The organism is Blautia sp. HA8986 (assembly GCF_056504635.1).
In genome coordinates, this window is the sequence record NZ_JBWLUQ010000001.1 from 1,581,695 (window position 1) to 1,606,434 (window position 24,740).

Below are 24,740 nucleotides of genomic sequence, written 5' to 3' on the forward strand. Positions count from 1 at the left end.
TCTGTATACTCCATCACTTTTACAAGAATGTCTCTCGAACTGCATCCTCTATAGCAAACGAAACCACCGAGGCGGCTCCGCCAATATTTGAACGATTAATTCCAAGTACCATCTCCAGATCATTAACCGGATCCACAAAAAAATGGGTTCCAAAGGCACCGCTCCATCCAAAACTATCTCTGCTCCTTGAAAGATGTACTGTTTGTGGTTTATCCACAACCGCCATTCCAAGCCCCCAGTATACACCAGGAATCATTTCGCTCTTATGGCTTATTCCTTTTCCGGCCATCATTTCCACTGTTTCAGATTTCAGAATCTGTATACCGTCCAGTGTTCCTTTCTGTAAGAGCATATGTGCTAATTTCTCATATTCCTCCATACTTCCAATCAGTCCTGCTGCTCCGGAAACACACGTATTTTTTATCGGGCTCATCTGACTCCAGCCCTCATCTGTATCTGATACATCAGTCAATGTTCCCTGTGAGTACTCATAAAGCCTTGGCATTCTTTTCCTCTGTTCCATGGATGATCTATATGTAATATCTCTTATTCCAAGAGGTTCAAAAATGTGTTTATCCAGATACCGGTCATAAGCTTCCCCTGATACTTTTTCTACAATAGCTGCCAAAACTTCAAACCCGGCCATAGCACTGTAGCCACTGGCCGTCCCTGGCTGAAAATCCAGTGGAAGCTCTGCATATTTTACAGCACGTTCCCAGACATTATCTTCCGGTTTTATCACACGCTTTACAAGAGTATCCCCCACAGGTCCCATCCCTAGTCCACTGCTGTGATTAAGAAGATCAAATACGGTAATATCCCGGTCAGCTCTTACATATTGTATATTTCTGAGCTTTTCTTCATTGATACTCTGTCCTGTCGGACTGTTGGGATCCGGAGTGTAGATCAGATCTCCAACCTTCTCTCTGCATACCTTCTGTCCGGCAAACGCTGGAATGTAATCTTTTATCTGATCATAAAGTCCCAGCTTGCCTGTTTCAACCAGCTGCATCACTGCAATTGCAGTTACCGGTTTCGTCATGGATGCCAGACGAAACATTGTCTTTCTATCCACCGGCACTTTTTTTTCTATATCTCCATATCCATAAGAAAAGTCTTCTACGATTCTTCCTTCCTTTCGAACCAGAACCGCCGCACCTGCTATCTCTTTTCTATTCGTAAAATTCCTGAGAGTCTCTTCTATTTTATTCATAATCTCCTACCTCTGCTGTGTGTTATTCTCTCTCCTCACATATTGATTACACAGCTCAATGATCTCTGAAATCTTCTCTGCAGTGAAAAATGGTTCTCCCTGAAGAGGCTCTGAAACTCTGTAGAATGGTAATGGCAGCATCAGAACGAGAAATTCTGTTTTCTCCAGATCAAAGAAATCCTGTTTCCACTGCGGTTCATTCTGTTTCAGATACTCGTGGAAAGCCGGGCAATTTATGAACTGTACCAGTGGTGACATTTCAGTAAAATAATACATCTGATCTCCTCGGATAATATCTACAGATACCCTGGCTATGGAATCCTGTGCAGAAGTGTTCAGAAGAATCTCATATCGGTCTGACTGTACTCCCCATTTATGCAGTACATCACTGTATACAGCAAAATCCTCTCCTGATAAAGTAAATTTCACTGTTTTCGTTTCTCCCGGCTGCAGAAATACTTTTGCAAAATCTCTCAGCTCCTTTTCCGGTCTGGCAAACAGTCCGCCCTGTTCATGGATATAAAGCTGTATCACCTGGCTTCCTGCCCGTTTTCCTGTATTGGTGACATCCAGGCTCACAGTCAGTGTATCCTCCGGCGTCATAACTGCTTTATCTACAACCGGTTCCGTGTAGGAAAACGTCGTATAGCTAAGTCCGTATCCAAAAGGATACAGTACCGGAAGATGTCTTGTATCATACCAGCGGTATCCGGTAAGAAGACCTTCCGAGTAATTTACATGTGGCATTTCCATCATTTTCCCTGTAAAGTCAAAATACGCAGGTGTATGTGCGAAATCTATTGGAAATGTTTCTGTCAATCTTCCTCCCGGCTCACTTTTTCCAAACAGAATATTGGCAACAGCAGCGCCGGCACCTTCTCCTGCAAATCCGGCAAAAAGGATTCCCTTTACCTTGTCCTTCCAGGGAGTCATATCATAGACACTTCCGCCGGAAAGAACAATAACTATATTATCCGTCTGTTTTGTCAGGCTGTCCAGCATGTCCCTCTGTTCTTCCGGCAGACAGATATCCGGCCGGTCATAGCTTTCTGATTCATGGCCATACGGTGCCCCCACAAAAGCAAGCACCAGATCACTCTGGCATATTTGGGGTATCTGCAGGTCACAGCTCTGTCCTGCCTCTTTTTTCCCCAGTGGCAGGATCTTATCAGCCATTCTGTATCCTGGAATATATTCGGTCTGAATACCTGCTTTTTCTGCAAGTGTGCATATATTTTTTAAGGGATTTTCCACCATATAACCATTCATATATCCACTTCCGCTGCCTGTTATATTAGGCTTTTCTGCCAGTTCTCCTGCAACAATAAGTCTGTCTGTACAGGATGCGGTAACCGGCAGAATATCCTCATTTTTCAGCAGTGTCATACATTGCTCTGCAATTTCTATGGATTCCCTGTGAAAAGCTTCCAGATCTGCTTCCTGCGTATTTTCCTGTTTCAGGGCATACAGTGCCATCCGAAGCTGACGGCGGATGATCTGGTCAAGCTCTTCTTCTTTTATCTCACCATTTTTTACCGCTTCCACGATTTCTTTCGTATGAATTTCCTGGGCGGCAAGCTCAATATCCATCTGGTTTCTGTGAGCTGCAACCTTATTATGATGAATAGCAAGGAAATCCGAAACCACTACGCCTTCATAACCAATCTCTTCTCTCAGAAGCTTCATACACTCTTTACTGGAATTGACCCACTCTCCATTAACTTTATTATAGGAAGTCATGATCATCCAGGGCTGTGCTTCCTGGATCATTTTTTTCCAGGGACGAAGATATACCTCATGGAGCACTCTCTCCGAAATTACAGAGTCTGTATTCATTCTGTCAAATTCCTGATTATTGGCAAGAAAATGCTTGGGGCAGGCACCGATTCCCTGACTCTGTATTCCTTTTACATATTCTGCCGCCAGAATTCCTGTCTGTACCGGATCTTCGCTGAGATAATCGTAATTCCGTCCACACAGTGGTGAACGCTTCAGATTCATTCCCGGACGATTAAGGATATTTATCTTTTCCGGACTGGCCTTGGCTTCCTGTGCCCATTTCACTCCCACATCATAAGCCAGCTTTTTATCCCAGCTCATTGCCACAGCAGAATTGGACGGAAAAGCAACAGGATGATACTTTCCATCCGCAGGTCTGCCATCCTCTCCCGGAACCGGCTTTCCGGCAGGCCAGTTATCTTGTCCCCCTCCGGGAACATCCTGAGGCGTAGGGCCATAGAAGTCCTGAGATGGAATGGAACAGTACTGATTATCCAGTGGGGTCAGGGCGTAGGCCTTCTCCTCCAACGTCATCCTGCCAAGCATATTTTCTATAACAGTATCAAATAATTTTTCAAACATAGTTACTTTCCAACAGCCTTTCTCTCTTCCAGTTCTTTAACAATTGTTGAGTATTCTTTTTCCAGTTTATAAAAGCTTAAGATCACTGCAGAAAGAATATTTAAGATAACAGGCAGATAAACATAGACGATCTTAATTCCTGTCAGTGCTGATGCAGTCTGAATCTCCGCAGCTCCGTTATATCCTGCCCAGGCAAGTACCCAGCCGCACAGTGCAGTACCAAGCGCGGTACCACATTTGGAACCAAAACTGTTTGCAGACATGATCATACCTTCCTGACGGACGCCTGTTTTCCACTGTCCATATTCTACGGTATAGCAGAGAAGCGGATAAGAACACCACTGTGTGCTGCAGCCCAGAGCAAAAATAAAGGTTCCCACATAGATCATCATCAAAGAGCTTTCTCCGCTTACTCCAACGATAATTCTTCCCACTGTCATGATCAGGACACCTGCTACCAGACTGTTCTTCATTCCACATTTTGCAACGATCGGTGCTGACAGCGGGATCAGTACCAGCATCGGCATGGACAGTAACATTCCTACGATTGCAACAGACTGTGGCTTTCCGCAGACATAGGCCAGATAAAAGAACATAGAGCCCATGTTCAGGGAAATTACAGCACTTGAAAAAATACCGTTTACTGTAAGGATACGCCAGTATTTATTTTTCATTACATTGAAAAGACTTTCCACAAAACCAAGCTTTTTGTCATCCTGTCCATGCTGGTCTTCCTCAGCATTAACTCTTTCTGTTGTGTTGACATAGCAAAGACTGTATACGATCAGCGCAATGACAGCATATACACCGATAACAATGGTCCAGCTCAGCTTTGTATTTCCGGCCCATCCTATAAAGATCATTGTAAAGGAATTCACGATCGTAGATGCTATAGTAGAAAAGATTGACCGGAGAACTCCTGTTGTCTTTCGATCATCCTTATCCTGTGTGATCAGCGCCTGAAGAGAGTTATACGGAATAACGATCATTGTGTAGATCGTACAGAACAGATTATAAGTAATAAATACATAAATTCCCTGAGCTACCGTGCTTGTAAAATCCGGCACAGTAAAAAGAATGATCGCGGAGATCGCATATGGCAGTGCCATTCTTTTCAGCCATGGTCTTGCCTTTGCTCCTGGCTTTGCAAATCTTTCTTCCACATATCCCATTGCCACATCTGAAATCGCATCAAAGATCTTTGACACAAACATAATGGTTCCTACTATTGCCGCATTTACATGAGCATAATTGGTATAGTAAACCAGCAGATATGCACTCATAACTGTAAACAGCAGGTTTGTTCCCATCTCACCGCCGGAGAAGGATATCTTTTCCAGCCAGCTTAATTTATCGGTTGCTTTCATTTTTTGTTCCATTTCGGACCTCCTCATCTTTCTCTTTTGATAGTTCTATTCTATCAGCTGAAACAGTTATCTGCCCCTATATGATCTATTATCTTTCTTTTGAAATCCGACCTTTTTTAATATTTTATACATTTTATTATTTTCTTTACAAGCGGCCTGTGATAGAATTTTCCATAGAATATGATAACGATAACCATACTATAAAGAAAGGAATCCTATGAATTTTTATATTTCCATCGGAGAGATTCAGGACCATATAGAGGAATATCATCGTGTCACAGGAGAAGCCCCTGATTTTCCTTTTATTCTTCACCAGATCTACACACAGAAGCATTACCTTAAGGAATTTCCGGGTACCATAGATACATCCAGTCTGATCCGTCTGGAAGACGATGACTTTTTGAAAGAGATCCGGAAACTATATTTCTATTTTTCGGATAAGATCCTGCATATTCCGGAGCGTTTTGATATTGTTCCTCCGAACGCAGGGCTCACTGTCGTTTACCAGTTCTGGGGATGCAAGGATTTTATTCATCTCCACGACTGCTTTGAGATCGACTACGTTTACCGTGGTCAGTGTGAACTTACCTTTCTGGATGAACAGCAGATTCTGACGGAAGGTGATTTCTGCATTCTATCTCCATTTACCCGGCACAATGTAACTCTTCTTAACAAAGATTCCTACATATTTCCGATCTATATTAAGGAAAGCACTTTCAGCAAACTGTTTTTTCCTCTGCTTTCCTCTGATGACATCCTGTCAGATTTTTTCCGCAAGATCCTGTCCTCCTCCGAGGAGGACAATTATCTGCTGATCAAAACTGATGCTTCCTGTGAGATCAAAGATCTTGTAAAGAAACTGTTTCTGGAGAATTTCCGGTATGACAATTATGTGGAACGATGCAATATTTACTGGATCAATCTGCTGTTTGTCTATGTCCTCCGCTCCTACCACATCTACCAGCAGTTTTCCTATTACAAGTCCGGCCCGGATCATATTCCCATTGTCCGCTACATTCAGAGTCATTACAAAACGGTTACTCTTCCCATACTTGCAGAGCGTTTTCACTATTCTGTCCCTTATCTCTCCAAGATCATCAAAGAAAACACGGGCAAAAATTTCACACAGCTTATTAAAACACTGAAAATGAAAGAAGCTCTGGAATATCTGGAAAAAACCGATCTGTCCATAGAAGATATCTCCGAAAAAACAGGCTACAACAGTGCTGATCACTTTTATCGTGTATTCAAAGAATACCAGGGAATTTCTCCTCAGCAATACAGGAAGGAGTTCCTGAAAAAGAGAGCAGAGAATTTTCCCTGGTAATATTTTTTGCAGCCATTCGCCAGCAGTCTTATTTATTCATAATCGTCCAGACTCCATTCCTCTTTCCAGTCGATATACACCATCTCTCCGTCAAAACGCAGCGGAAGCCATACATAATCCGCAATAGATGTGTTATCCTCCGGAAGGGGTTCCCTGGCTAACAGCTTCTGACGTTCTTCAACGGAAATATCCGGATTAAAGATTGCCTCAAACATTCTGGAATACTCCTCATATCTGGCATCCATCTGCCGGGGCAGCCATCGATCCGCACATGCAATATAAAGATCCTTTTTCCCCTGTACCTTAAATACAGAAGAAATCTGGGAATGATAAGATGTGTTGCTTTTGTCCTCCGGATGCGGATTTCCAAGTACCCTGTACGGACCATGCCAGGTATCGGCAATGGCAATTTCTGAAGGATTCGGATAATAAGAAGTGGTTCCCGATGTCAGGAGATAGTGTTTTCCTTTTCTACTGAAATGAGCAGTTGCCTCCCTGACATAAGGTGGATAAGGTCTTGGGAAATGTGTGGAATAATATCCTGTCACATCTGTATAGTCCTCTGTCAGGTCTGCGCAAATGGTTTCACTGTGTACACGCTCAAAATAATAATATGCTTTTCCGTCCGGCGCCACTGCCAGATCAAAGTCTCCTGCGCTCATGTTCAAAGGCTTCAGTCCTTCTCTTACCTTGATATAAGGTCCCAGAAAGTGATCTGCAGTAAGGACTGTTGAAGTCTGTGTCTCATCAGGATTCATGATCTTTAACCAGCACACATATTTTCCGGTGCCTCTGTTATAGATAATATGAGGCCTGTCCATGCATCTGGATGGATGAAGAGAAGAATGGATATCATCCGGCTCCGGAGGAATGATCAGTCCTTTATCCTCCCAGTTGTACAGATCTCTGGAAGCATAGCATCTTACACCCCAGTGCCAGATTCCGCTTCCAGGTACTGTTTTTTCTTTATTTTCACCGTACCAGTAATAAACTCCGTCAATAAAGATCACGGATCCACCGTGAGCCTGTATTCTTTTTCCTTCTGTATCCAGCCAAACCCTTCCCGGATAAAATCTATCATATTTATTCATCTTGATCTTCTCTCCTGTCTTTTATTATTCGGCGTCCTTTCCGGTCCGCTCCTTCTGAGAATTTTATCATTTTTCTTTTCTCTGCGCCTGTATAAAATCTACCCTGTCTCTTCCTAAATCCGTTCTTTTTTAAGATAAACAAAAAGAGCATACAGAACTTTTTTCCAAAATTCCGTATGCTCCTGATTCTTTCTCCGTAATTTTTTCTATTCCCCACAGGAAAAATAAATATTCTCATGTAAACTGCACCGTGGATTAAAACCGGCATGGCAGTAAGGGCAGCTGCCTTGCTTATATTCCTTGCGGGTAAGCTTCCTCCTACAGTTTCCACAGAGAACCGGATACTCTTCTTCCGGTGCTGTCGCTGCAAAGGGATGATCTTCAATTTCGTCATGACAGGAATAGCATGCATAATATTTTCTGCATTCTGCACAGAGTAATGCGGCTATATCAAGGCTGGTATGGTAATGCCTGCATCGTCCTTCTTTATCAAGTCCGATGCCGTGAATCTTAACATGTTGTTTCTTATCTGTTTCCTGCATTGTTGATTCCTTTTCGGATCGGAATGGCAAGTAATACTGCAAGAACCGTGATCACGATATCTTTTGGAATGAATGCAGTTAAAGAATATACCGCAATGGCCGGAATACTCATAGATCCGCCAACAAAATGCCACTGTAAACCACCGATAGTCTCAACGATCAGAAGACCGATCAGGGAAAAACCGATGGAAATTGCCAGATTTTTTGTCTTATTATCTGTTTTCGGACGGATTCCGCTAAGCCATGTCATAAATGGCCATGCCCAGATATAACCTCCGGTAACGCCTACAATACTGCTGATTCCGCCGGTAAAATTGGCAAAGATCGGAAGACCGATCGCACCTAAGAGAACGTAAACCACCGTTGCCGTTGTTCCAAGTCTGGAACCAAGCACTGCTCCTACAAGTGCCACACCGAATACCTGAATCGTGATCGGAACACCTGTCGGCATTGGCAGTGATATCTGTGAGATTACTGCCAGAACTGCTGCAAACATACCAACCAGTACCATCTCTCTGGTTGTAAACTTTCGCTCTGAAGCAGAGCTTTCTGCATAAGACTGATTCATAATAATGTCTCCTCTTCCCGTAAAGATTATGTGTTATGACTTTCTTTTTATATCACAACCGGGAAGAATTGTCAACCTGAGTTTTAAACTATGGTTTACATTCTTTAATTGTAAACCTGGTAAATATAGACAAATCATCTCTTCATGTCTGGTTTTCAGATATCCCAGTCCCATTTATCCATTGTTCATCCTGGACTTCTGCCTTAATATGTCCACATATTCATTGAACGAACGAAGTGATATTTCTGAAGCAGATAAAAATTGCATGTACCGGCTATATTCTGGTGTCCGGCGCTTTTGGCGTTATAGTGATCCTGAAAAATACACTTTTCTTTGCAGGCTGTGCACTTCTGGCCGAAGGATGTATGCGCCATTACATTGTAAAACATACCGCCCAGCTGCCTGACTATCATTATCTGAATGAGAAACAGCTATCAAAATAACTAATTTTTTACAAAGGTGGATTTCCTTCCCAGCGAAAAACGATCCGTGAATCAATCGAAAACCCGGAACATCCTTATTATTCCTATATCCGCAAAATTTTTACAGATGTTGACCCTAATGTTGCCAAAACTCTTGCTGTCAATTTCTTTATTAATGCTACACTGGTTGGCTGGTCAAAGGAAAAAAGCTCGGTGTCTACATGTACATCTATATCTGTGGCGAACCGCTTGTACGAAAAAAAGACCTGATCAGTCTCTGCGAAAAGCATTCTGACTGCGTATTTTCATGCTTCACAAATGCTACTCTCATTGATGAGGACTTTGCTGACGAAATGCTCCGGGTAGGAAATTTTGTTCCTGCTATTTCTCTTGAAGGCTTTGAAGAGGCAACGGATGGACGCCGTGGTGATGGTGTCTATCAGAAAGTAACAAAAGCTATGTCTCTTCTCCGTAAAAAAAAACTGATCTATGGCATTTCCTGTTGTTATACCAGTGCAAACTATGAATCCATTACTGATGATGATGGCTTACCACCAGAACCAGCCAGTCTAACAGGCTTCCCACAAATATACATTATAGGACTTGATCAGTACTTCCTTTTCTTCTTTTGAAATCTGCTCACATTCCTCGATTCTGTCTACATATGTACGGATGATATCATAGCCCATTTCGTTTAATCTGGATAAAAATATATCTTTCTGCACAGAACGGAACAGATGTAAAAAGACTTTTTTTCTTTTCATGCACTCCTGTGCCATATAGGTGAGACAATCTGCCGGCGATTCAAGTGTTCCGTATTTTTGAATTACATCCGCCATCCAATCCTCGATAGAATCTATCATCAATGTCGGAATATCCTGAAAATGATAATAAAATGTATTTCGGTTAACCTAACAGCGATTTACAATATCCTGCACCGTGATCTTATTGTACGGCTTTTCTTCCAGTATTTCCCAGAATGTTTCCTTGATTATCTTCTTTGTATGAACCACACCTTCTACCTTCCTTATTATTTTCAGGCTTTGACTCTATTGCGAAATAAACAGCACGCCCAGAGTACCAGGTCCGCAATGGCAGGAAATAACTCCGCCTGCACGTGTTTCAAGGACTTCTTTAAAAACTTCAAGATTTTCAAGATATGTGCGTACTGCTTCCACAACTTCTCTGTCACAACCGGAATGTGTAATAAAGACGCGGTCAGGACGGGCATCCTTCAGTTCTTCTTCCATATCTTTCACATACGCTGTAATCACCTTTGAAAGTTTTCCACGATATTTCTTGGAAGCATCCATTGCACCATTTTCCACAACGATCTTGGGATGCAGCTTCAGAACACTTCCCGCCATGGCAGAAACAGCATTGCAGCGCCCGCCACGATAAAGATATACCAGCGTATCCACCACAAAACTTGCGCGTACTTTTGGCTTCAACTCTTCGATTACTGCTGTGATCTCTCCGGCAGTTTTTCCTTCCTGCGCCATGATCGCTGCTTCAATAACGAGAAGACCGATTCCTGTAGAAAGATTTGCCGAATCGATCACTGTCACAAGATCGGAGGCCTCCAGCTCTTCTGCTGCCAGCCGCATAACATTCCCGGATGTGGACATACCAGAGGAAATGGAAAAGCAGATAACCTCTCTCTGTTCACTGACATAAGGCTTCAACATCTCCACCGCATCCATAAGCGACGGTGCAGAAGTCTTCGGAGTTGTCTTATTCGCATCGGACCACGCAAAGATCTCATCCGGAGTGATATCCCTGCCGTCCCTGTATTCCTTTTCTCCAAGCAGAATGTGAAGCGGCAGAATATCAATATCATACTTTTGTAAAAGATCCGGTGAAAGATCACAGGTACTGTCTGAGATTATTTTTACCATAAAATTATTTCCTCCTGTTCAATAATTCATGCATATATGTCATTAACACAAGCAGGATCAGCAGATATACCGGCAATAACCGGATAGATATGTGATTTGCGCTCAGACCAAACAGTGGCGGCATCAGACAGGTTCCTATGTAAGCACTTGCCATCTGCACCCCAATGATTGCCTGGGAACGTTCCGCTCCAAAATGTTCCGGTGTGGAATGAATGATACATGGATATACCGGCGCACAGCCAAGTCCGATCAGGGAAAATCCAATCAGAGAAGCGGTTTTTCCAAAAGGAAGCAGCATGATCAGGATTCCCGCAAAAATAATTGCCTGTCCCATCCATCCGGATCATCTGTGCATCTTTAAGCTTCATGGCAATAAAACCATTGATACCACGTCCGATCGTAATACCAATGCAGAACATTCCCGCAAAAGAAGCGGCTGTTTCTGCATCCACACCTTTTGCCAGGTTCAGATAGCTGCTCGCCCAGAGCATTGTTGTCTGCTCCACTGCACAATAGCAGAAAAAACAAAGCATGATTGCCTTTGCCCCTGGAATGGCAATGATCTCACGAAGTGAAAGAGACTTGCTTTTTGCCTGTTCCTCTTCTGATCCACTCTGTTTCTTCCATTTTGGAAAGCTGAATACAAGAACAGCTGTAAGTACGATCTGCAGCAGAGATATGATCCGGTATCCACTGTTCCAGGTCGCACCTCCGGTAAGCACTGCTCCCATAATGTACGGTCCCAGTGTCGCGCCAACGCCCCACATGCAATGCAGCCAGCTCATATGCTTACTTGCATAATGTAAAGCCACATAGTTGTTCAGAGAGGCATCTACACTTCCTGCGCCAAGTCCATACGGTATCGCCCATAAACACAGCATCCAGAAACTGTGGCTGATTGAAAATCCCCACAGTGCAAAAGCTGTGATTCCTACACTTACTGCAGTTACTTTGCCTGTCCCGAATTTCTTCGTAAGACGGTCACTCTGCAGACTGGAAATGATCGTTCCAAACGCAATGATCATGGATATCATTCCCACGTAAGATACCGGAACCTGGAATTCCGGATACATATCCGGCCATGCCGCTCCAAGAAGCGCGTCCGGAAGTCCAAGGCTGATAAATGAAAGATATATGATTCCTAATAACAAACTCATTTTTTTGTTCCCCTTATTTTTTCATTTATATTTTGTTATTATACCTGATTTATCCAACTAAATACAATCCTTACGGTAATATATGCCTCATATCTTCCACACATATTATTCTTTTCCTGCCTCAGATCACCTGGAAATTTTTCCACTTTCCGGATTTCTGTCTCCACAGGAAGATCACGGCTCTGACGATCCAGTCACTTACCATTGCAAGTGCAATACCAATCACTCCCATGTCAAATACGATGCCGAGAAGCCAGGATAAAAAGAGCCGCACTACGATCGTGGAGATGATTGAAACATACATGGTAAACTTCACATCCCCTGCTGAGCGCAGTCCGTTACTTAAGGCACCCGAAAAAGGATATGCTGTCGCATTGAAAACATTGTGGATCAGTACCAGCCAGATTACCAATGGTCACATTTGTCTTTCCAAGGCTTCGATACACAGCTGCACCGGCATTGTTTATCGCCAGAGCCGGATAAGAATAGGCAGAGATTCGAAGATAAGTCACACAGGCATCCATTACAGGAGCCTCTACCTTTCCAAACAGAAGCTGCAGCATCCACCGGTTTCCCACCAATACAAACAGCATTATCACAACAGAAAAGCCAACTGAAAACAGCAGCAGCTGTTCCAGAAAAAGTGGAATGATCATCTCTTTTATTTTCTGATCTGTAAAAAGTAATGTTTTCTGCTCCATTTCTGCTTTCCTTTCTCTGTCTTTATGTTTTGTGTATCTATATTATAGATCGCGATTGCTGTCTATATCAAATACCTTATCATCATAGCTCATTTATGCCTCAAAAGCATATTAAGTCAACTCTTACAATACTTTCTGAATTCTTACTTTTATGGTACAATAAAAATATTCTTGTACATAAGGAGGAATTCGATAATGAAAACCCGCAGATTAGGAAAAACAGATCTCCAGGTAAGCGAGATCGGCTTCGGCGGCGAATGGCTGGAGCGGCATCCGGAGGAGGAAAGCATTGAACTGATCCACTATGCCTCCTCAAAAGGAATCAACATTCTGGACTGCTGGATGGCGGACCCTAAATCCAGAGATATCATCGGAAAAGGAATCAAGGATAACCGCAGTCAGTGGTTTATCCAGGGACATATTGGTTCCACCTGGAAGAATGAACAGTATTTTCGTACCAGAGATATGAAATATGTCCGCCCTGCATTTGAGGATCTGTTAAAACGTCTGCAGACGGATTATATTGATCTTGGAATGATCCACTATGTTGATTCTGAGGAGGAATGGGAACAGATCCAGCATTCCGATTATCTGGACTATATCATGGAATTAAAGGACAAAGGTGTGATCCGTCACATCGGCATGAGCTCCCATAATCCGAAAGTAGCAGTCAAAGCAGCCGAATCCGGATATGTGGAGATGATTCTTTTCAGCATCAATCCTGCTTTTGACATGCTTCCTGCCAGTGAAAATATCGATACCATGTTTGCAGAGGAATTTGACTCCCAGCTCAAGGGAATTGATCCGGACCGTGCACATTTATATAATGTCTGCGAACAGAATGATGTGGGAATCACCGTTATGAAGGGCTTTGCCGGAGGCCGGCTTTTTGATGAAAAACGCTCTCCGTTTGGAGTAACCCTGACACCGATCCAGTGTATCCACTATGCGCTGACACGTCCTGCTGTCTGTTCCATTATGTGCGGATATGACACAAAGGAACAGATCGATGCTGCCACTGCTTATGAGAATGCTTCCGAAGAGGAAAAGGACTATGCATCCATACTTGCCAATGCCCCACTGCATTCCTACCGCGGAGAATGTACCTACTGTGGACACTGCAAGCCCTGCGTATCTAACCTGGATATCGCAATGATCAATAAATTCTATGATCTGGCTACCATGCAGCCTTCCGTGCCTGCAACCATCCAGTCTCATTACGAGCTTCTGAAACATAAAGCTTCTGAATGTATCGGATGTCAGGCCTGCGAATCCCGCTGCCCCTTCGGCGTTCCGATCGCAGAGCGCATGAAAAAAACAGCCGAATTATTCGGCTGCTAAATAATCCAAAAGGGTGAGAAGCTTTTTTGAACTTCTCACCCTTTATCATTATTGTTTACTTACTGCACAGCTTCATAAAATCTGCCGCAGCTTCCTTCTCATCCGCGCAATCGTTACTGTTCAAGGGCTAACTGGACTTAAGAAAACCGATGGTGTAAACTGGGAAACAGTTAAAGCCATCGGTTTTCTTTATCCAAATATCCTGTACACTCTGTCAAAAGGAACAGCAGAAAAAACTATAAACACAGTTTTTTCTGCTGAACATGATTATCCACAATATAAAAAAATAAAAATTCGTCACTTTTTACAATGACTTATGCATACCCTTGAACAGTAACAGGCAATCGTATGGATCATTTTTTTTACATCCAGTGGTTTGGCCAGATGTGCGTTCATACCACAGTCCAGTGCATGGCGTACATCCTCTGCAAAAGCATTAGCGGTCAGTGCGATGATGGGAATGGAAGAAGCATCCGTCCTGTCAAGCTTCCGGATCTGGCGTGTGGCCTCGTATCCGTCCATCAGAGGCATCATAATATCCATAAGTATCACATCAAATGTCCCCTCGGGGTGACGGGAGAAAAGTTTTACAGCTTCCTTGCCATTGGATACTGCAGTTACCACAGCACCTTCCTCTTCAAGGAGTACCTGTGCCACTTCTCTGTTTATTTCATTATCCTCTGCCAGCAGGATCTTTATGCCCTGAATGGAGTTTCGCTCAGATTCTGGCTCAGAAGAGATATCCGTTTCTTCTGCCTCTTCAAATGGCAAAGTGATCACAAAAGTACTTCCGATACCCGGAGTACTGGAAATCTCAATGGTACCACCCATCTGTTCAAATAGCGCTTTGGCAATGCTCATACCCAGTCCGGTGCCATGATATACACTTCGGGCATCCATATTCTCCTGAGTAAAGGGTTCAAAGATCTTCTCCAGATATTCTTTGTTGATGCCGATTCCCGTATCAGAGATCGTCCATCTGCAGACCAGCTTATGATCATGGGAAGGGAGAGCATGGATCTCCGTATGGATTGCCCCATTTTCTCTGTTGTATTTGATACAGTTACTGTAAATATTCATCATGGCACGACGGAGGTGCAGAGGGCTGCCGTATACAAAGGGATGTTCGTATATCTCCGGTGCGATATGAACGGTGAAATCAATGCCATTTTTCTGTGCCTGCATATCAATCAGCATCTGTGTCTCTTTTTCATATCTGATCAGATCAAAAGGTTCATGGTTGAGTACAAGTCCGCCCTCCTCGATCTTGGACATATCCAGTACATCATTGATAAGAGAGAGCAGATGACTGGCTGAAATGAATGCTTTTTCACGATTACTTTTCAGGAATCCGATATCATTTTCGTGCTTTTTATCAATTTCCAGCAGACCAATGATCCCATTCAACGGCGTACGCATATCGTGGGACATACGGGAAAGAAAATTGGATTTCTCTGCATTGGCACGTTCGGCAGTATCAAGAGCTTCTTTGAGAAGCTTCTGGTGTCTGATTTCTGATTCCACCACATCGTCCACATTCAAAAATCCCAGAACAATGATACCGGAGTCTTCGTTTTTGATAAAGCGGAACTGATAGTAATGGATACCATCCCTGTCATTTATCCGGTAATTCCCCTTGTATTCGGACTGACCGGACAAAACACTCATTACATTATCCAGTTCCAGTGATTCTTCCAGCATTGTACGGTCATCCGGATATACACGCTGCCGGATATAGTCTGAGAGGAAAAGATCATAGGGGTATGTATTGTTGTGTTTTTTGTCCGGAGCAGGGACATCGCGGTCTTCCTGCTTGATCACAGAGAGCGTTTTTTCTCTGGGATTGATCAGGTATACGTTCAGGTAGTTGCTGCTCAGTGTCTGGACAATACTTACCTGTGTCTCATAGGCTTCCTGTGTTCTGGTGACATCCTCACCGTAGAGGATTGCTTCCAGATGGTTATTGGAAGGATTGAGCAGCAGTCTTGTCACATATTTGGAAAGCCTGGTTATATTGTCATCGTAGAGACAGCGGGAAACTCTGGTGACCTCTACCTGACCGTCCTCGTAGCTTTTCATCAGGGAACTGCGGCAAAATGCGTTGATGAAATCGTTTCTGTCCTTTAATACCGGTATAAAAACAGCAGTCTCTGCAATAAAATGGTCAATGGAAGCGTCAGCATCTATCTTATAGGCCAGGGCAGAAGTGCCTCCGATCTTCAGAATCTTATCATCTGTAAGGTCGAGATGAAAGTAGCCGGCAGCATGGGTAATGGATGCCAGAAGAGAGTGGAGCTGATTTTCATAGATTTTGCGTGCTGTCACATCATTGTCTTCACAGGCCACTGCAATTACGAAATTCCGATAGTCATCGGCGTTTCCGTTTCTGGCAATGAGCAGATAATAGTAATGGACAGTATCTGTGACAACCCTGAAATGGAATTTGAAAGAGGCTTCCTGAGAAAGTCTTTCCAGCAGGGTTTCATAATTCAGGTGTATGGACACATAGGAACGCTCATCCGGATGAATATATTTCTGGATGAGAAAATTAAATGACAGCTTATAGTCTGCATTATCTTTAATATCCGCAAAAGCATCAGTAAATCTGGAACGATATACGGAGATTTTCCCGGTTTCCCGGTTTACGCCATAAACAGACATGTAGTCAGAAGCAAGCAGGTTGATGGCACCCAGCAGACGGAGAGAGTTCTCACCTGTGGGAATAGACTTTGACAGGCTTTCTCCTTCGGCTACTGTGCTGAATACAAGTGCATGTCCTCTGCTACCGTCGGGCTGTACAGTCTCTACTGCATCAACTGTCTCATAAATATGACGGATCGGATCCAGGTAGGTCTTTGGCCCCTGTATCCCCAGTGCTACAGGGCAGGGCGGGCATGGGGAATCAAGCCCCATAAGTGCCTTATAGCATTTCACTCCCGGCTGGAGATTGGGGTACAGTTGTTTGGCAGTGTCGTTATAGCTTAGGATATTATAGTCTTTGTCTATGCTGTAATATCCGGATGAGTGTGTGTTCATAATTTTATACTCCTGGTGTTTAGTGCTTTAAAGTATACTCTTTTTACTAAAAAATAGCAATGATAATGGACGAATTTGTAAAGGTTGTACAATGTTTCGGTTACTGTTCACTCCCAATGTCATTAACTTAAGCTATTTGGCAACATTGCTTTGATGAAAAATATTAATAAAAAGATTTGGATGTGATAAAAAAGCGTAGGATGTGAACAAGATAGGATGTCTTATTGAATTTTAGGTACAACAAAAAGGCAAAATCAATATTTAACATTGAAATTTGCCTGAAAATGAAATATAGTTAATGTATGAGCTAAATGTTAATGTCTATAGAGACACGCATTACTCCAGGAATTCTATTTTCAGAGCAAAATACCTGCACTCGTCGTTTCGACAGTCCCCATTTTCCAGCTGTTTGACTGATTGAAAGATATTCCATGCCTTCATCTTCATATTATAGTGAGTTCACGATCAATTATATTTCTATTTTTAAATTATAATCCCAAGTGCGAATAAAGTCAATTTCAGCTACCACCTTAGTATTCTTTCTCTTTCATCTTCAAACATATCTACTCAGCTAATTAAAGCATACTTATTTCAAGAAAAAGAGCATATGGATTTGATTCCATACACTCTATGATTGTGATCTTCATATTTATTTTACAGTGTCAAAATATCCAATGATTCCAATGTATCCCTCCTTCTTTAAAGGCGACCACAATGTATGCAATTTCATTCTATACATCTGACTGTTATTTTCCACCGTCGCTTTTATCGTGGCAGATATTTCTTTATTTTGTACAGATGTCTGATGTAATAAAACACGAAGGCATTGAACATCTTCTTCATTTACTCCAAATTCTTTAAACAAATTGAAATTCGGATTATCTCTCTGACATAATATCTGATGTTCTCCATTTAATATAGTTAATTGACCCGAAACCGCATTGTAATCAATCGAATTCTTGCCACTGTTCGATTTGAAGAAATCGATTTTTTCCTGCATGACCTTGATAAGATTCTGTGAATACATCTGGTTCGGTAAGAATTTATCGCTGAGTATTTCATTCGAAAGTCTCTGTATTTCATAATAATGTTTATTATCATCCGTCTCTTTACCAGACATTTTTGAAAGCTGAATACTCAGTTCTTTCAGACACTTAAGGAGGATTGGATTAAATTGTCCGCATTGCCCATCCAGGATCATTTGAATCGCTGTGTCATGATCAAATGCTTTCTTATAACATCTTTCACTTGTAAGTGCGTCATAAACATCGACAATTGATACCACCTGTGCAGAGATTGGTATTTCTTCACCTTTCAAGCCATCCGGATAACCCTTTCCGTCCCATCTTTCATGGTGCCATCTGCTGATTTCCCATGCGGTATGCACCAGTGGATGATCTTGCAGAAAGTCCATATCCTTAATTATAGCTGCGCCAAGCTCACTATGAGTTTTCATAATTTGAAATTCTTCATCTGTAAGTCTGCCTGGCTTATTCAATATTTCTTCCGGAATACGAATCTTACCAATATCATGAAGGGAAGAAGCAGTTGTAATCAAAGCAATATCTGCCTCTGTCAAAGGATAAGCAGCTGTTACTTTTACCAGTTGTCTCAGCATCATCTCCGTTGCTGTTTTTATATGCAGGATGTGTTCTCTGCTCTCTCTATTACGGGATCCCAATATATTACTCATAATCCGGATCATGATATTATTATTTTCTTCTTTTTCGTAAACCTGATCATAAACCACATTTATCAGATGCTTTTGATTCATATAGAGGCCCAAGGTATTCTGAACTCTTTTCTTTACAATCACAGAATCAAACGGTCGTGTGATATAATCTGTGATTCCCAGCTCATATGCCTTACGCATAGTATCAACAGCATCTTCAGAAGATATCATGATGACAGGAGTTTCAGCAATACACTGGCTTCTTTTCATTATTTTCAAGACTTCAAAACCATTCATCTGTGGCATATTGATATCTAAAAGCATCAGATCAATTCCAATATTTTCTCCTATCATCTGGATTGCCTGATTTCCATTTTCAGCTTCCAGATAATTATAAGTTTCTCCGAGAATCTCCTTCAATATGTCCCTGTTTAATTTTGAATCATCTACAATCAGGATTTTTTGTCTTTTATCCATACTTTTTATTACCTTTATCCACTCGTTTTTTATGATCTTCCAAGCACTTGATTCAAGACAGAAAGTCATGTCGCATCACTTAATGCTACATTCCCTTCTTTATTTCTTCAATCGTCATCTCATATACTTCTGTCACTTTTTCCAATGCCTGTTTTAACTGTATATAACTCTGATCTTCAAGGAACTTTAATGTAAATCTCCGAATCAGTGCTTCGCTGTGAAGGCGTCCCAGGACATCTTCATAGTTTCCTCCAATAGCTTCATAGCACTCTCGCATTGTCATATTTTAGTCCTCCTGTCAATTGTATTCCACTAATTCATGAACCTCTGCTAATCAATTATATACATACCTTAAAATCATTTTTATAACTTCATCAATCACAATCGGCTTTGACAAATGTGCGTTCATTCCTGCATCCAGTGATGCCTGAACATCTTCTGCAAATGAATTAGCTGTCATTGCTATAATAGGAATGTTTTTTCCATCCGGTCTGTCATTCATTGCCCTGATTGCTTTTGCCGCTTCATAACCATTCATTTCAGGCATCATGATATCCATCAGGATTACATCAAATGTGCCTTCCGGATGATTTCTGAAAATCTCAACAGCATTCTTTCCATCCACAGCTCTTTCTACATTCATCCCGAACTCTTCCAACTGCACGGTAGCAATCTCTGCATTCAGTTCATTATCCTCTGCAATAAGGACATTCACACCTGTAAGATTTACCTTTTCAGAAAAACCTGTGTCTGACTTATTACATTCCTTATCTGTAATTTTCAAAGGAATATCCACAGTAAATGTGGTTCCCTCATGCTTTTTACTCTGCACGGAAATGGTTCCACCCATCATATCTACATACTTCTTTACGATAGCCATCCCCAGTCCAACTCCATGGTACTGCGTTCTCACACCGGAATCTTCCTGTGCAAATTCCTCAAAAACTTCTTTTGTAAATTCCTCACTCATGCCAATACCAGTATCCGAAATGCGGTAACGCATATTTATATATCCATCCCCGCCCTTTTCCTGACACCGGGCTTCAAATGTAATCGTCCCTCCATCCGGAGTGAATTTCACGGCATTGCTCAGAATATTGACCAGCACATCACGCAGGCGTGCAGGATCCGCAAGTACATTTGGAATCTTTGCTTCTTCACGCTGAATCTTAAAGTTGATATCCCTGTTCGTAAGAAAGCCTTTTGTAATATCCAATACAGAATCTGTAATGTTTTTCACATCCGCCGGTACCGGATTGTAATTCACTTTTCCACTTTCGATGCGGGTCAGATCTAATAAATCATTGATCAGCGACAGTAAATGCTCTGAGCTTTCGTCAATCTTTTCCAGACAATTTTTCACTTCGTCTGACGGATTGTTTTTCATTGCAATACCGGTAAATCCTATGATTGCATTCATCGGTGTCCTCATATCATGGGACATATGTGACAGAAATGCTGTTTTGGCCTTGTTTGCAGCCTGTGCATGCTCTGCCAGTTCCGCCATTTCCTCAGCTTTCTCCTGGTCCGCCTTCTGAGCTTTTTTTCTTGCACTGAGACGCACCATTGTTACAGCCATAATAGTCAGTAGCCATCCAAAAATAAGAAGAACCCAAACAGTAACAACAGGATGCAGACGTATCCAGTCAACAAATGTCAGCTCTGTTGCTTTGTATGTGGTATACTGTGCTGCAAGATCTTCAACAAGATTTTTTGGCATGGCATACATTGCTTTCGTCAGAATACCAGCCAGCGCATGGTTCTCAGTTGATGAAATTACCATGCGGTAGGTGAATGTAGGCTGTTCCAGCAGAGTATATGTCATGGTGCCCGTAGTGTCACTGTTCACAAACGCCTGTGCCATGTAATAGTAGACGAAGGCAGCATCTGCTTTACCCTTACGGACAGCTTCCATCATTTCCTGTCGGGTACTGCACATCAGTTTTTCTGCACCGGGTGCTATTGCATCTTCAATTGAATTTGATGCTGTCTGGTCAACAGTAGTAACAACATTAATTTTTCCATCAAAGTCACGCCGTGTCACCCTTGCCATCTGCATCGTAATGAAAGGTGCAGTAATCCCCCATTTATTCGTCTCAGCATAGTTATCTGTTTCCAGACGTGCATCGATGCTCATATCTGTGGTTTCCTTATTTTTCTGATAAGCAATATACTCATCTCTGGTGACAGGTGTGAGAAACTCATAGGAAATCCCGGCATAGTCTGCAATTTTCCGGAAGTAATCCGGGATAATACCCTTCATCTCACCATTTTCATTATAAGAATATGGATAACGGGTCGGATCACACAGAACATGAAGCGGGTTGTCCTTGGAATACTGTGAAATAATACTTTTTTCTTTCTCCGTATATTCCAGATTCTTAGTTTCGATGCTTTCATAATTTTTATTATAAAGTGTCGTTTTCCAGTCACCCTCAACTGCATTCATCTGGTCGATTGCATAATTGATCTCATTCAGCAATTCTGTATTACCTTTTTTAACAATGACATAGAAATCGCTGCTGTCAAATTTATCCACGATACGCTCATTGTTTGTTTTTCTCATAGAAGTGGCAGCAATAGCATCAACATTTCCGCTCAGAAGAGCTTCCTCCATCTCTGCTGTCGTATCAAAATAAAATGGATCATATGTAAATCCTTTATTGCCTGCAAAATCCGCAAACTCTATATCTCGTGAGCTTCCGTTCAAAAGTGCCACACGCATACCGTTGTAAGTACTGTAATTGCCATCCACAATCGTGCTGTTGTCACTGCGGACGGTCAGAATCCCATTATTGGTTCCGATCGGACGTGAAAAATCAAACTTTTCTTCTCTTTCCGGTGTTTTGCGGGGAGATGTTACCATATCAATCTCGCCATCTTCAAGCATCTGCTGCATATCATCCCAGCTCTTATCATATCCGACATATTCGTAATCTACATCCCAATAACGGGCCATCAGCCGAAGAAAATCATAACCATACCCACTGCGGTTGCCTTCTTCATCCATCACATGATAACCATCCATGGCAAAGAAACCGACTTTGACAGTTTCATGCTGCGAACTGTCCTCGGCTGCATATGCAGTCTGGGGAGAAAATATCATACACACGCATACAAAAGCCAGTAACACTGCCACATATTTCTTTGCTCTCGAAATCATATTAAATCTCCTGTCTGTCTGTCTGTCTGTCTGTCTGTCTGTCTGTCAAATATATTTCTCTATACATCTCTTTGTCAACCTTCTGATTTAATAAAATTACACTACTGTATCAAAACCATTTGTCACTGTTCAATGCCCTGCGGTTCGGTGCCCCCCCCCCGCCGGATTTTATGCTTCTGATCGTCTTCTCCAGTACCGTCATCTCAACCGGTTTTGAAACATGTGCATTCATACCGGCTGCCAGAGAATGCTGAATGTCCTCTGAAAATGCATTCGCAGTCATGGCAATGATCGGAATCGTCTTTGCCAGTTCATGGGAACTTCTGCGGATTTCCTTCGTCGCCTCATAGCCATTCATAACAGGCATCTGTATGTCCATCAGGATCATGTCATAATCACCTGGAGCAGACTGTTCAAATGCTTTCAAAATCTCTTCGCCATTTTCACAGATGGTACATTCCGCACCTTCAATCTTTAACAATTCCGTCAAGATTTCCGCATTTATCTCATTATCTTCTGCACACAGGAACCTCATTCCCTGCAGAATATTTCCATCCTGCTCATCGGTTTCTTCCTGTACCGCCAGAGCAACCGTTCTATCCTCTGCAATTTTCAGATCCATGAGAACCTCAAAACAGCTTCCCTGCCCCAGTTCACTCTCCACATCAATGGTGCCTCCCATTGCTTCAACCAGATTTCTGGTAATCGCCATTCCAAGTCCGGTTCCCTGTATCTTATTCGTCACAGAATTTTCAGCGCGGGTAAACGGATCAAAGATTATCTCTTTGAAATCTGCCGATATTCCCAAGCCATTATCGCTAACTAAGAAACGGTACTTTGCATAGACAGATGAATTTGTCTCACATTCTTCTACCAGAAGCTGAATTTTTCCACCTTCCTGCGTATATTTTATGGCATTAGACAGCAGATTACTGAAAATCTGCATCAAATGAACCTGATCCCCATTCACCCACTCATGCTGAATATTTTCTTTTATGATTGTAAGCGTCTGCTTCTTTTCATATATTTGAGAATGAAACATAGTGTCAAGCTCCTGTACAAAATCCAGAATAGAAAAGTCAGAATACTTGAAGACTGTTTTTCCTGCCTCAATCTTGCTCATATCCAGAACGTCATTGATAATTCCCAACAGATGCTGTGATGAAATATCTATTTTATCTGCATACTCTATAACTTTTGCTTTATTACCTGCATCATGTCTGATCAAAGATGTGATACCAATGATTGCATTCATAGGAGTACGAATATCATGTGACATATTAGACAGGAAATCCGTTTTCGCCTTATTTGCATTTTCAGCTGTCTGTAAAGCCTCTGTTGCAGCGTTCTTTGCCTTTTTCAGTTTTTGATTGACTACTTCCATTTCCTTCATTGTTTGTAAATGAAGTTCATTATTTCTTTTTTCATATTCTGCTTTTTGATCTGCAAGACTAAGTCTGGAAATACTGTAGAATAATCCGGCAAAAAGTAAAAGTATAAAACCTGCCATGAGTATTGTTGTAAACAGCACCGTTTTCTGGTAATCCATCAGCACATTGTCAATAACTCCCTTTGCCACAATACATACCAAAATGGTGTTGTTGCTTTCGATCGGGCAATACCCCAGATAATAGGGGTCCTGTTTTCCCAAAAGTGCAACTCCGGATTCTCCGTTATCAAACTTCTTTTTGAACAAATCAGCCTCTTCTTCTGTAATAGCCTGTTCCCCTTTTAAATGTTTTAACAAAGAATAATTACGCTGGTATTTATCACCACTCAGGTTCGTATACGTAATATTTCCGTCATGATCCAGCATGAACAAATATGCTTTCCCATCATAACCTTTCAGTTTTAACATGGAATCCAGTTTCGAATGATCATACACAGTTCCAATTGCCGTATAAGTTTCCCCATTGATCGTGTATTCCTGACATGGGATCGCAACCAGATAACCGTCTTTTTTCTTCTGATCATAATCAAGACGCACCAGTTTTCCAATATTGTATCCATTCTTTAAGTCCAGCAGAAATTTACTTGGCATATCAATCCGCATTTTTGTTCCATCTGCTGATATTGCCTGACCATTTTCCTGAAGGAATATAAGTGTACTTTCCGATTCTTTTTCCCATGCTTCAAAGAAACTTTTGTTCACATCCGTTTCAAGAGACAGCTCTCTCTCATGAAGTAAAAATTCCTCAACCAACTGCAGCTGGCTGTAGTACCCACTCACTTGAAGATCATAGGTCTGCTGTATCTGTTCAACAACAGCTCCCATACTGCTTTTTCCATTTTCGCTGATATACTTATTAGACTTACTTATAAGATACTTTATAAAAACTAAGCTTAAAAGAATAATAAGTAGTATAAGCAACAGCCTTGTTATTTTTTTTCTTTTATTTACCGC

The 24,740-nt window shown here is 41.9% G+C and carries 20 protein-coding genes and 2 pseudogenes; 5 read left to right on the top strand and 17 right to left on the bottom strand.

All coding sequences use genetic code 11. From position 1 onward, the window contains the following. Window positions 1–19: 19 nt before the first annotated feature. From AC04Q4_RS07400 to AC04Q4_RS07410, 3 genes are read right to left on the bottom strand one after another with little or no spacing between them, the layout of a single operon-like run. Window positions 20–1,213: a serine hydrolase gene (locus AC04Q4_RS07400; protein WP_476388783.1), complete on the bottom strand. Its 1,194-nt coding sequence runs from the start codon at window positions 1,211–1,213 to the stop codon at window positions 20–22. 6 nt (window positions 1,214–1,219) lie between these two features. Next, window positions 1,220–3,574: a beta-glucosidase gene (locus AC04Q4_RS07405; RefSeq protein WP_119239645.1), complete on the bottom strand. Its 2,355-nt coding sequence runs from the start codon at window positions 3,572–3,574 to the stop codon at window positions 1,220–1,222. 2 nt (window positions 3,575–3,576) lie between these two features. Then, window positions 3,577–4,953 (bottom strand): MFS transporter, encoded by a 1,377-nt coding sequence (locus tag AC04Q4_RS07410; RefSeq protein WP_187307648.1) that lies wholly within the window; start codon window positions 4,951–4,953, stop codon window positions 3,577–3,579. A 205-nt stretch (window positions 4,954–5,158) separates the two neighbouring features. On the opposite strand from AC04Q4_RS07410, the gene AC04Q4_RS07415 reads away from it, so the two are divergent. Further along, window positions 5,159–6,268, top strand: coding sequence for a helix-turn-helix domain-containing protein (locus AC04Q4_RS07415; RefSeq protein ID WP_476388784.1), 1,110 nt, complete (start codon window positions 5,159–5,161; stop codon window positions 6,266–6,268). Between the two features lie 32 nt (window positions 6,269–6,300). On the opposite strand, the gene AC04Q4_RS07420 is transcribed toward AC04Q4_RS07415, so the two are convergent. The 4 genes and pseudogenes from AC04Q4_RS07420 to AC04Q4_RS07435 form a co-directional block, all read right to left on the bottom strand. Further along, complete coding sequence (locus AC04Q4_RS07420) at window positions 6,301–7,359, bottom strand: family 43 glycosylhydrolase (protein ID WP_173737342.1); 1,059 nt, start codon at window positions 7,357–7,359, stop codon at window positions 6,301–6,303. Further along, window positions 7,352–7,690: a hypothetical protein gene (locus tag AC04Q4_RS07425; RefSeq protein WP_330596694.1), complete on the bottom strand. Its 339-nt coding sequence runs from the start codon at window positions 7,688–7,690 to the stop codon at window positions 7,352–7,354. The genes AC04Q4_RS07420 and AC04Q4_RS07425 overlap by 8 nt, the downstream gene beginning before the upstream one ends. 37 nt (window positions 7,691–7,727) lie before the next feature. Then, a pseudogene (locus tag AC04Q4_RS07430) lies at window positions 7,728–7,901 on the bottom strand (CHY zinc finger protein); the annotation flags it as partial. Then, window positions 7,885–8,469, bottom strand: coding sequence for a biotin transporter BioY (locus tag AC04Q4_RS07435; protein WP_119239640.1), 585 nt, complete (start codon window positions 8,467–8,469; stop codon window positions 7,885–7,887). The pseudogene AC04Q4_RS07430 and the gene AC04Q4_RS07435, both read right to left, overlap by 17 nt. Window positions 8,470–8,705: 236 nt before the next feature. Between AC04Q4_RS07435 and AC04Q4_RS07440 the strand changes: the two genes are divergently transcribed. Both AC04Q4_RS07440 and AC04Q4_RS07445 read left to right on the top strand, forming a co-directional pair. Continuing rightward, on the top strand, window positions 8,706–8,912 hold the full coding sequence (locus AC04Q4_RS07440) for a hypothetical protein (protein ID WP_173737344.1): 207 nt from the start codon (window positions 8,706–8,708) through the stop codon (window positions 8,910–8,912). A 200-nt stretch (window positions 8,913–9,112) separates the two neighbouring features. After that, entirely contained in the window at window positions 9,113–9,523 is a 411-nt protein-coding gene (locus AC04Q4_RS07445; protein WP_476388785.1) for a radical SAM protein, read from the top strand. Here the strand turns inward: AC04Q4_RS07445 and AC04Q4_RS07450 are convergent. The 5 genes and pseudogenes from AC04Q4_RS07450 to AC04Q4_RS07470 form a co-directional block, all read right to left on the bottom strand. Continuing rightward, window positions 9,461–9,757, bottom strand: a complete 297-nt coding sequence (locus AC04Q4_RS07450; protein WP_476388786.1) for a hypothetical protein — start codon at window positions 9,755–9,757, stop codon at window positions 9,461–9,463. The two genes, AC04Q4_RS07445 and AC04Q4_RS07450, sit on opposite strands and share 63 nt — an antisense overlap. A gap of 183 nt (window positions 9,758–9,940) precedes the next feature. Further along, complete coding sequence (locus tag AC04Q4_RS07455; RefSeq protein WP_476388787.1) at window positions 9,941–10,789, bottom strand: DegV family protein; 849 nt, start codon at window positions 10,787–10,789, stop codon at window positions 9,941–9,943. Between the two features lie 4 nt (window positions 10,790–10,793). Continuing rightward, window positions 10,794–11,946 (bottom strand): annotated as a pseudogene (locus AC04Q4_RS07460) (MFS transporter). A 121-nt stretch (window positions 11,947–12,067) separates the two neighbouring features. Beyond that, window positions 12,068–12,262, bottom strand: coding sequence for a hypothetical protein (locus AC04Q4_RS07465; protein WP_416385844.1), 195 nt, complete (start codon window positions 12,260–12,262; stop codon window positions 12,068–12,070). A gap of 22 nt (window positions 12,263–12,284) precedes the next feature. Then, window positions 12,285–12,647: an MATE family efflux transporter gene (locus tag AC04Q4_RS07470; RefSeq protein ID WP_476388788.1), complete on the bottom strand. Its 363-nt coding sequence runs from the start codon at window positions 12,645–12,647 to the stop codon at window positions 12,285–12,287. Window positions 12,648–12,842: 195 nt separating this feature from the next. On the opposite strand from AC04Q4_RS07470, the gene AC04Q4_RS07475 reads away from it, so the two are divergent. Then, window positions 12,843–13,988 carry an aldo/keto reductase gene (locus tag AC04Q4_RS07475; RefSeq protein ID WP_476388789.1) on the top strand — a complete coding sequence of 382 codons (1,146 nt, stop codon included), beginning with the start codon at window positions 12,843–12,845 and terminating at the stop codon, window positions 13,986–13,988. Between the two features lie 13 nt (window positions 13,989–14,001). After that, the gene (locus AC04Q4_RS07480) at window positions 14,002–14,301 is read left to right on the top strand and encodes a hypothetical protein (RefSeq protein ID WP_476388790.1); all 300 of its coding nucleotides are present in this window, start codon (window positions 14,002–14,004) and stop codon (window positions 14,299–14,301) included. Here the strand turns inward: AC04Q4_RS07480 and AC04Q4_RS07485 are convergent. The 5 genes from AC04Q4_RS07485 to AC04Q4_RS07505 form a co-directional block, all read right to left on the bottom strand. Beyond that, window positions 14,286–17,024 carry a response regulator gene (locus AC04Q4_RS07485; protein WP_476388791.1) on the bottom strand — a complete coding sequence of 913 codons (2,739 nt, stop codon included), beginning with the start codon at window positions 17,022–17,024 and terminating at the stop codon, window positions 14,286–14,288. The genes AC04Q4_RS07480 and AC04Q4_RS07485 overlap by 16 nt on opposite strands. A 649-nt stretch (window positions 17,025–17,673) precedes the next feature. Further along, window positions 17,674–19,173 (bottom strand): response regulator, encoded by a 1,500-nt coding sequence (locus AC04Q4_RS07490; RefSeq protein ID WP_173756607.1) that lies wholly within the window; start codon window positions 19,171–19,173, stop codon window positions 17,674–17,676. An 85-nt stretch (window positions 19,174–19,258) separates the two neighbouring features. Beyond that, the gene (locus AC04Q4_RS07495; RefSeq protein ID WP_173756609.1) at window positions 19,259–19,456 is read right to left on the bottom strand and encodes a hypothetical protein; all 198 of its coding nucleotides are present in this window, start codon (window positions 19,454–19,456) and stop codon (window positions 19,259–19,261) included. Between the two features lie 51 nt (window positions 19,457–19,507). After that, a complete protein-coding gene (locus AC04Q4_RS07500) occupies window positions 19,508–22,336 on the bottom strand; it encodes a transporter substrate-binding domain-containing protein (protein ID WP_195456598.1) in 2,829 nt (942 codons plus the stop codon). 109 nt (window positions 22,337–22,445) lie between these two features. Next, window positions 22,446–24,611, bottom strand: a complete 2,166-nt coding sequence (locus AC04Q4_RS07505) for an ATP-binding protein (protein ID WP_476388792.1) — start codon at window positions 24,609–24,611, stop codon at window positions 22,446–22,448. Window positions 24,612–24,740 lie beyond the last annotated feature (129 nt).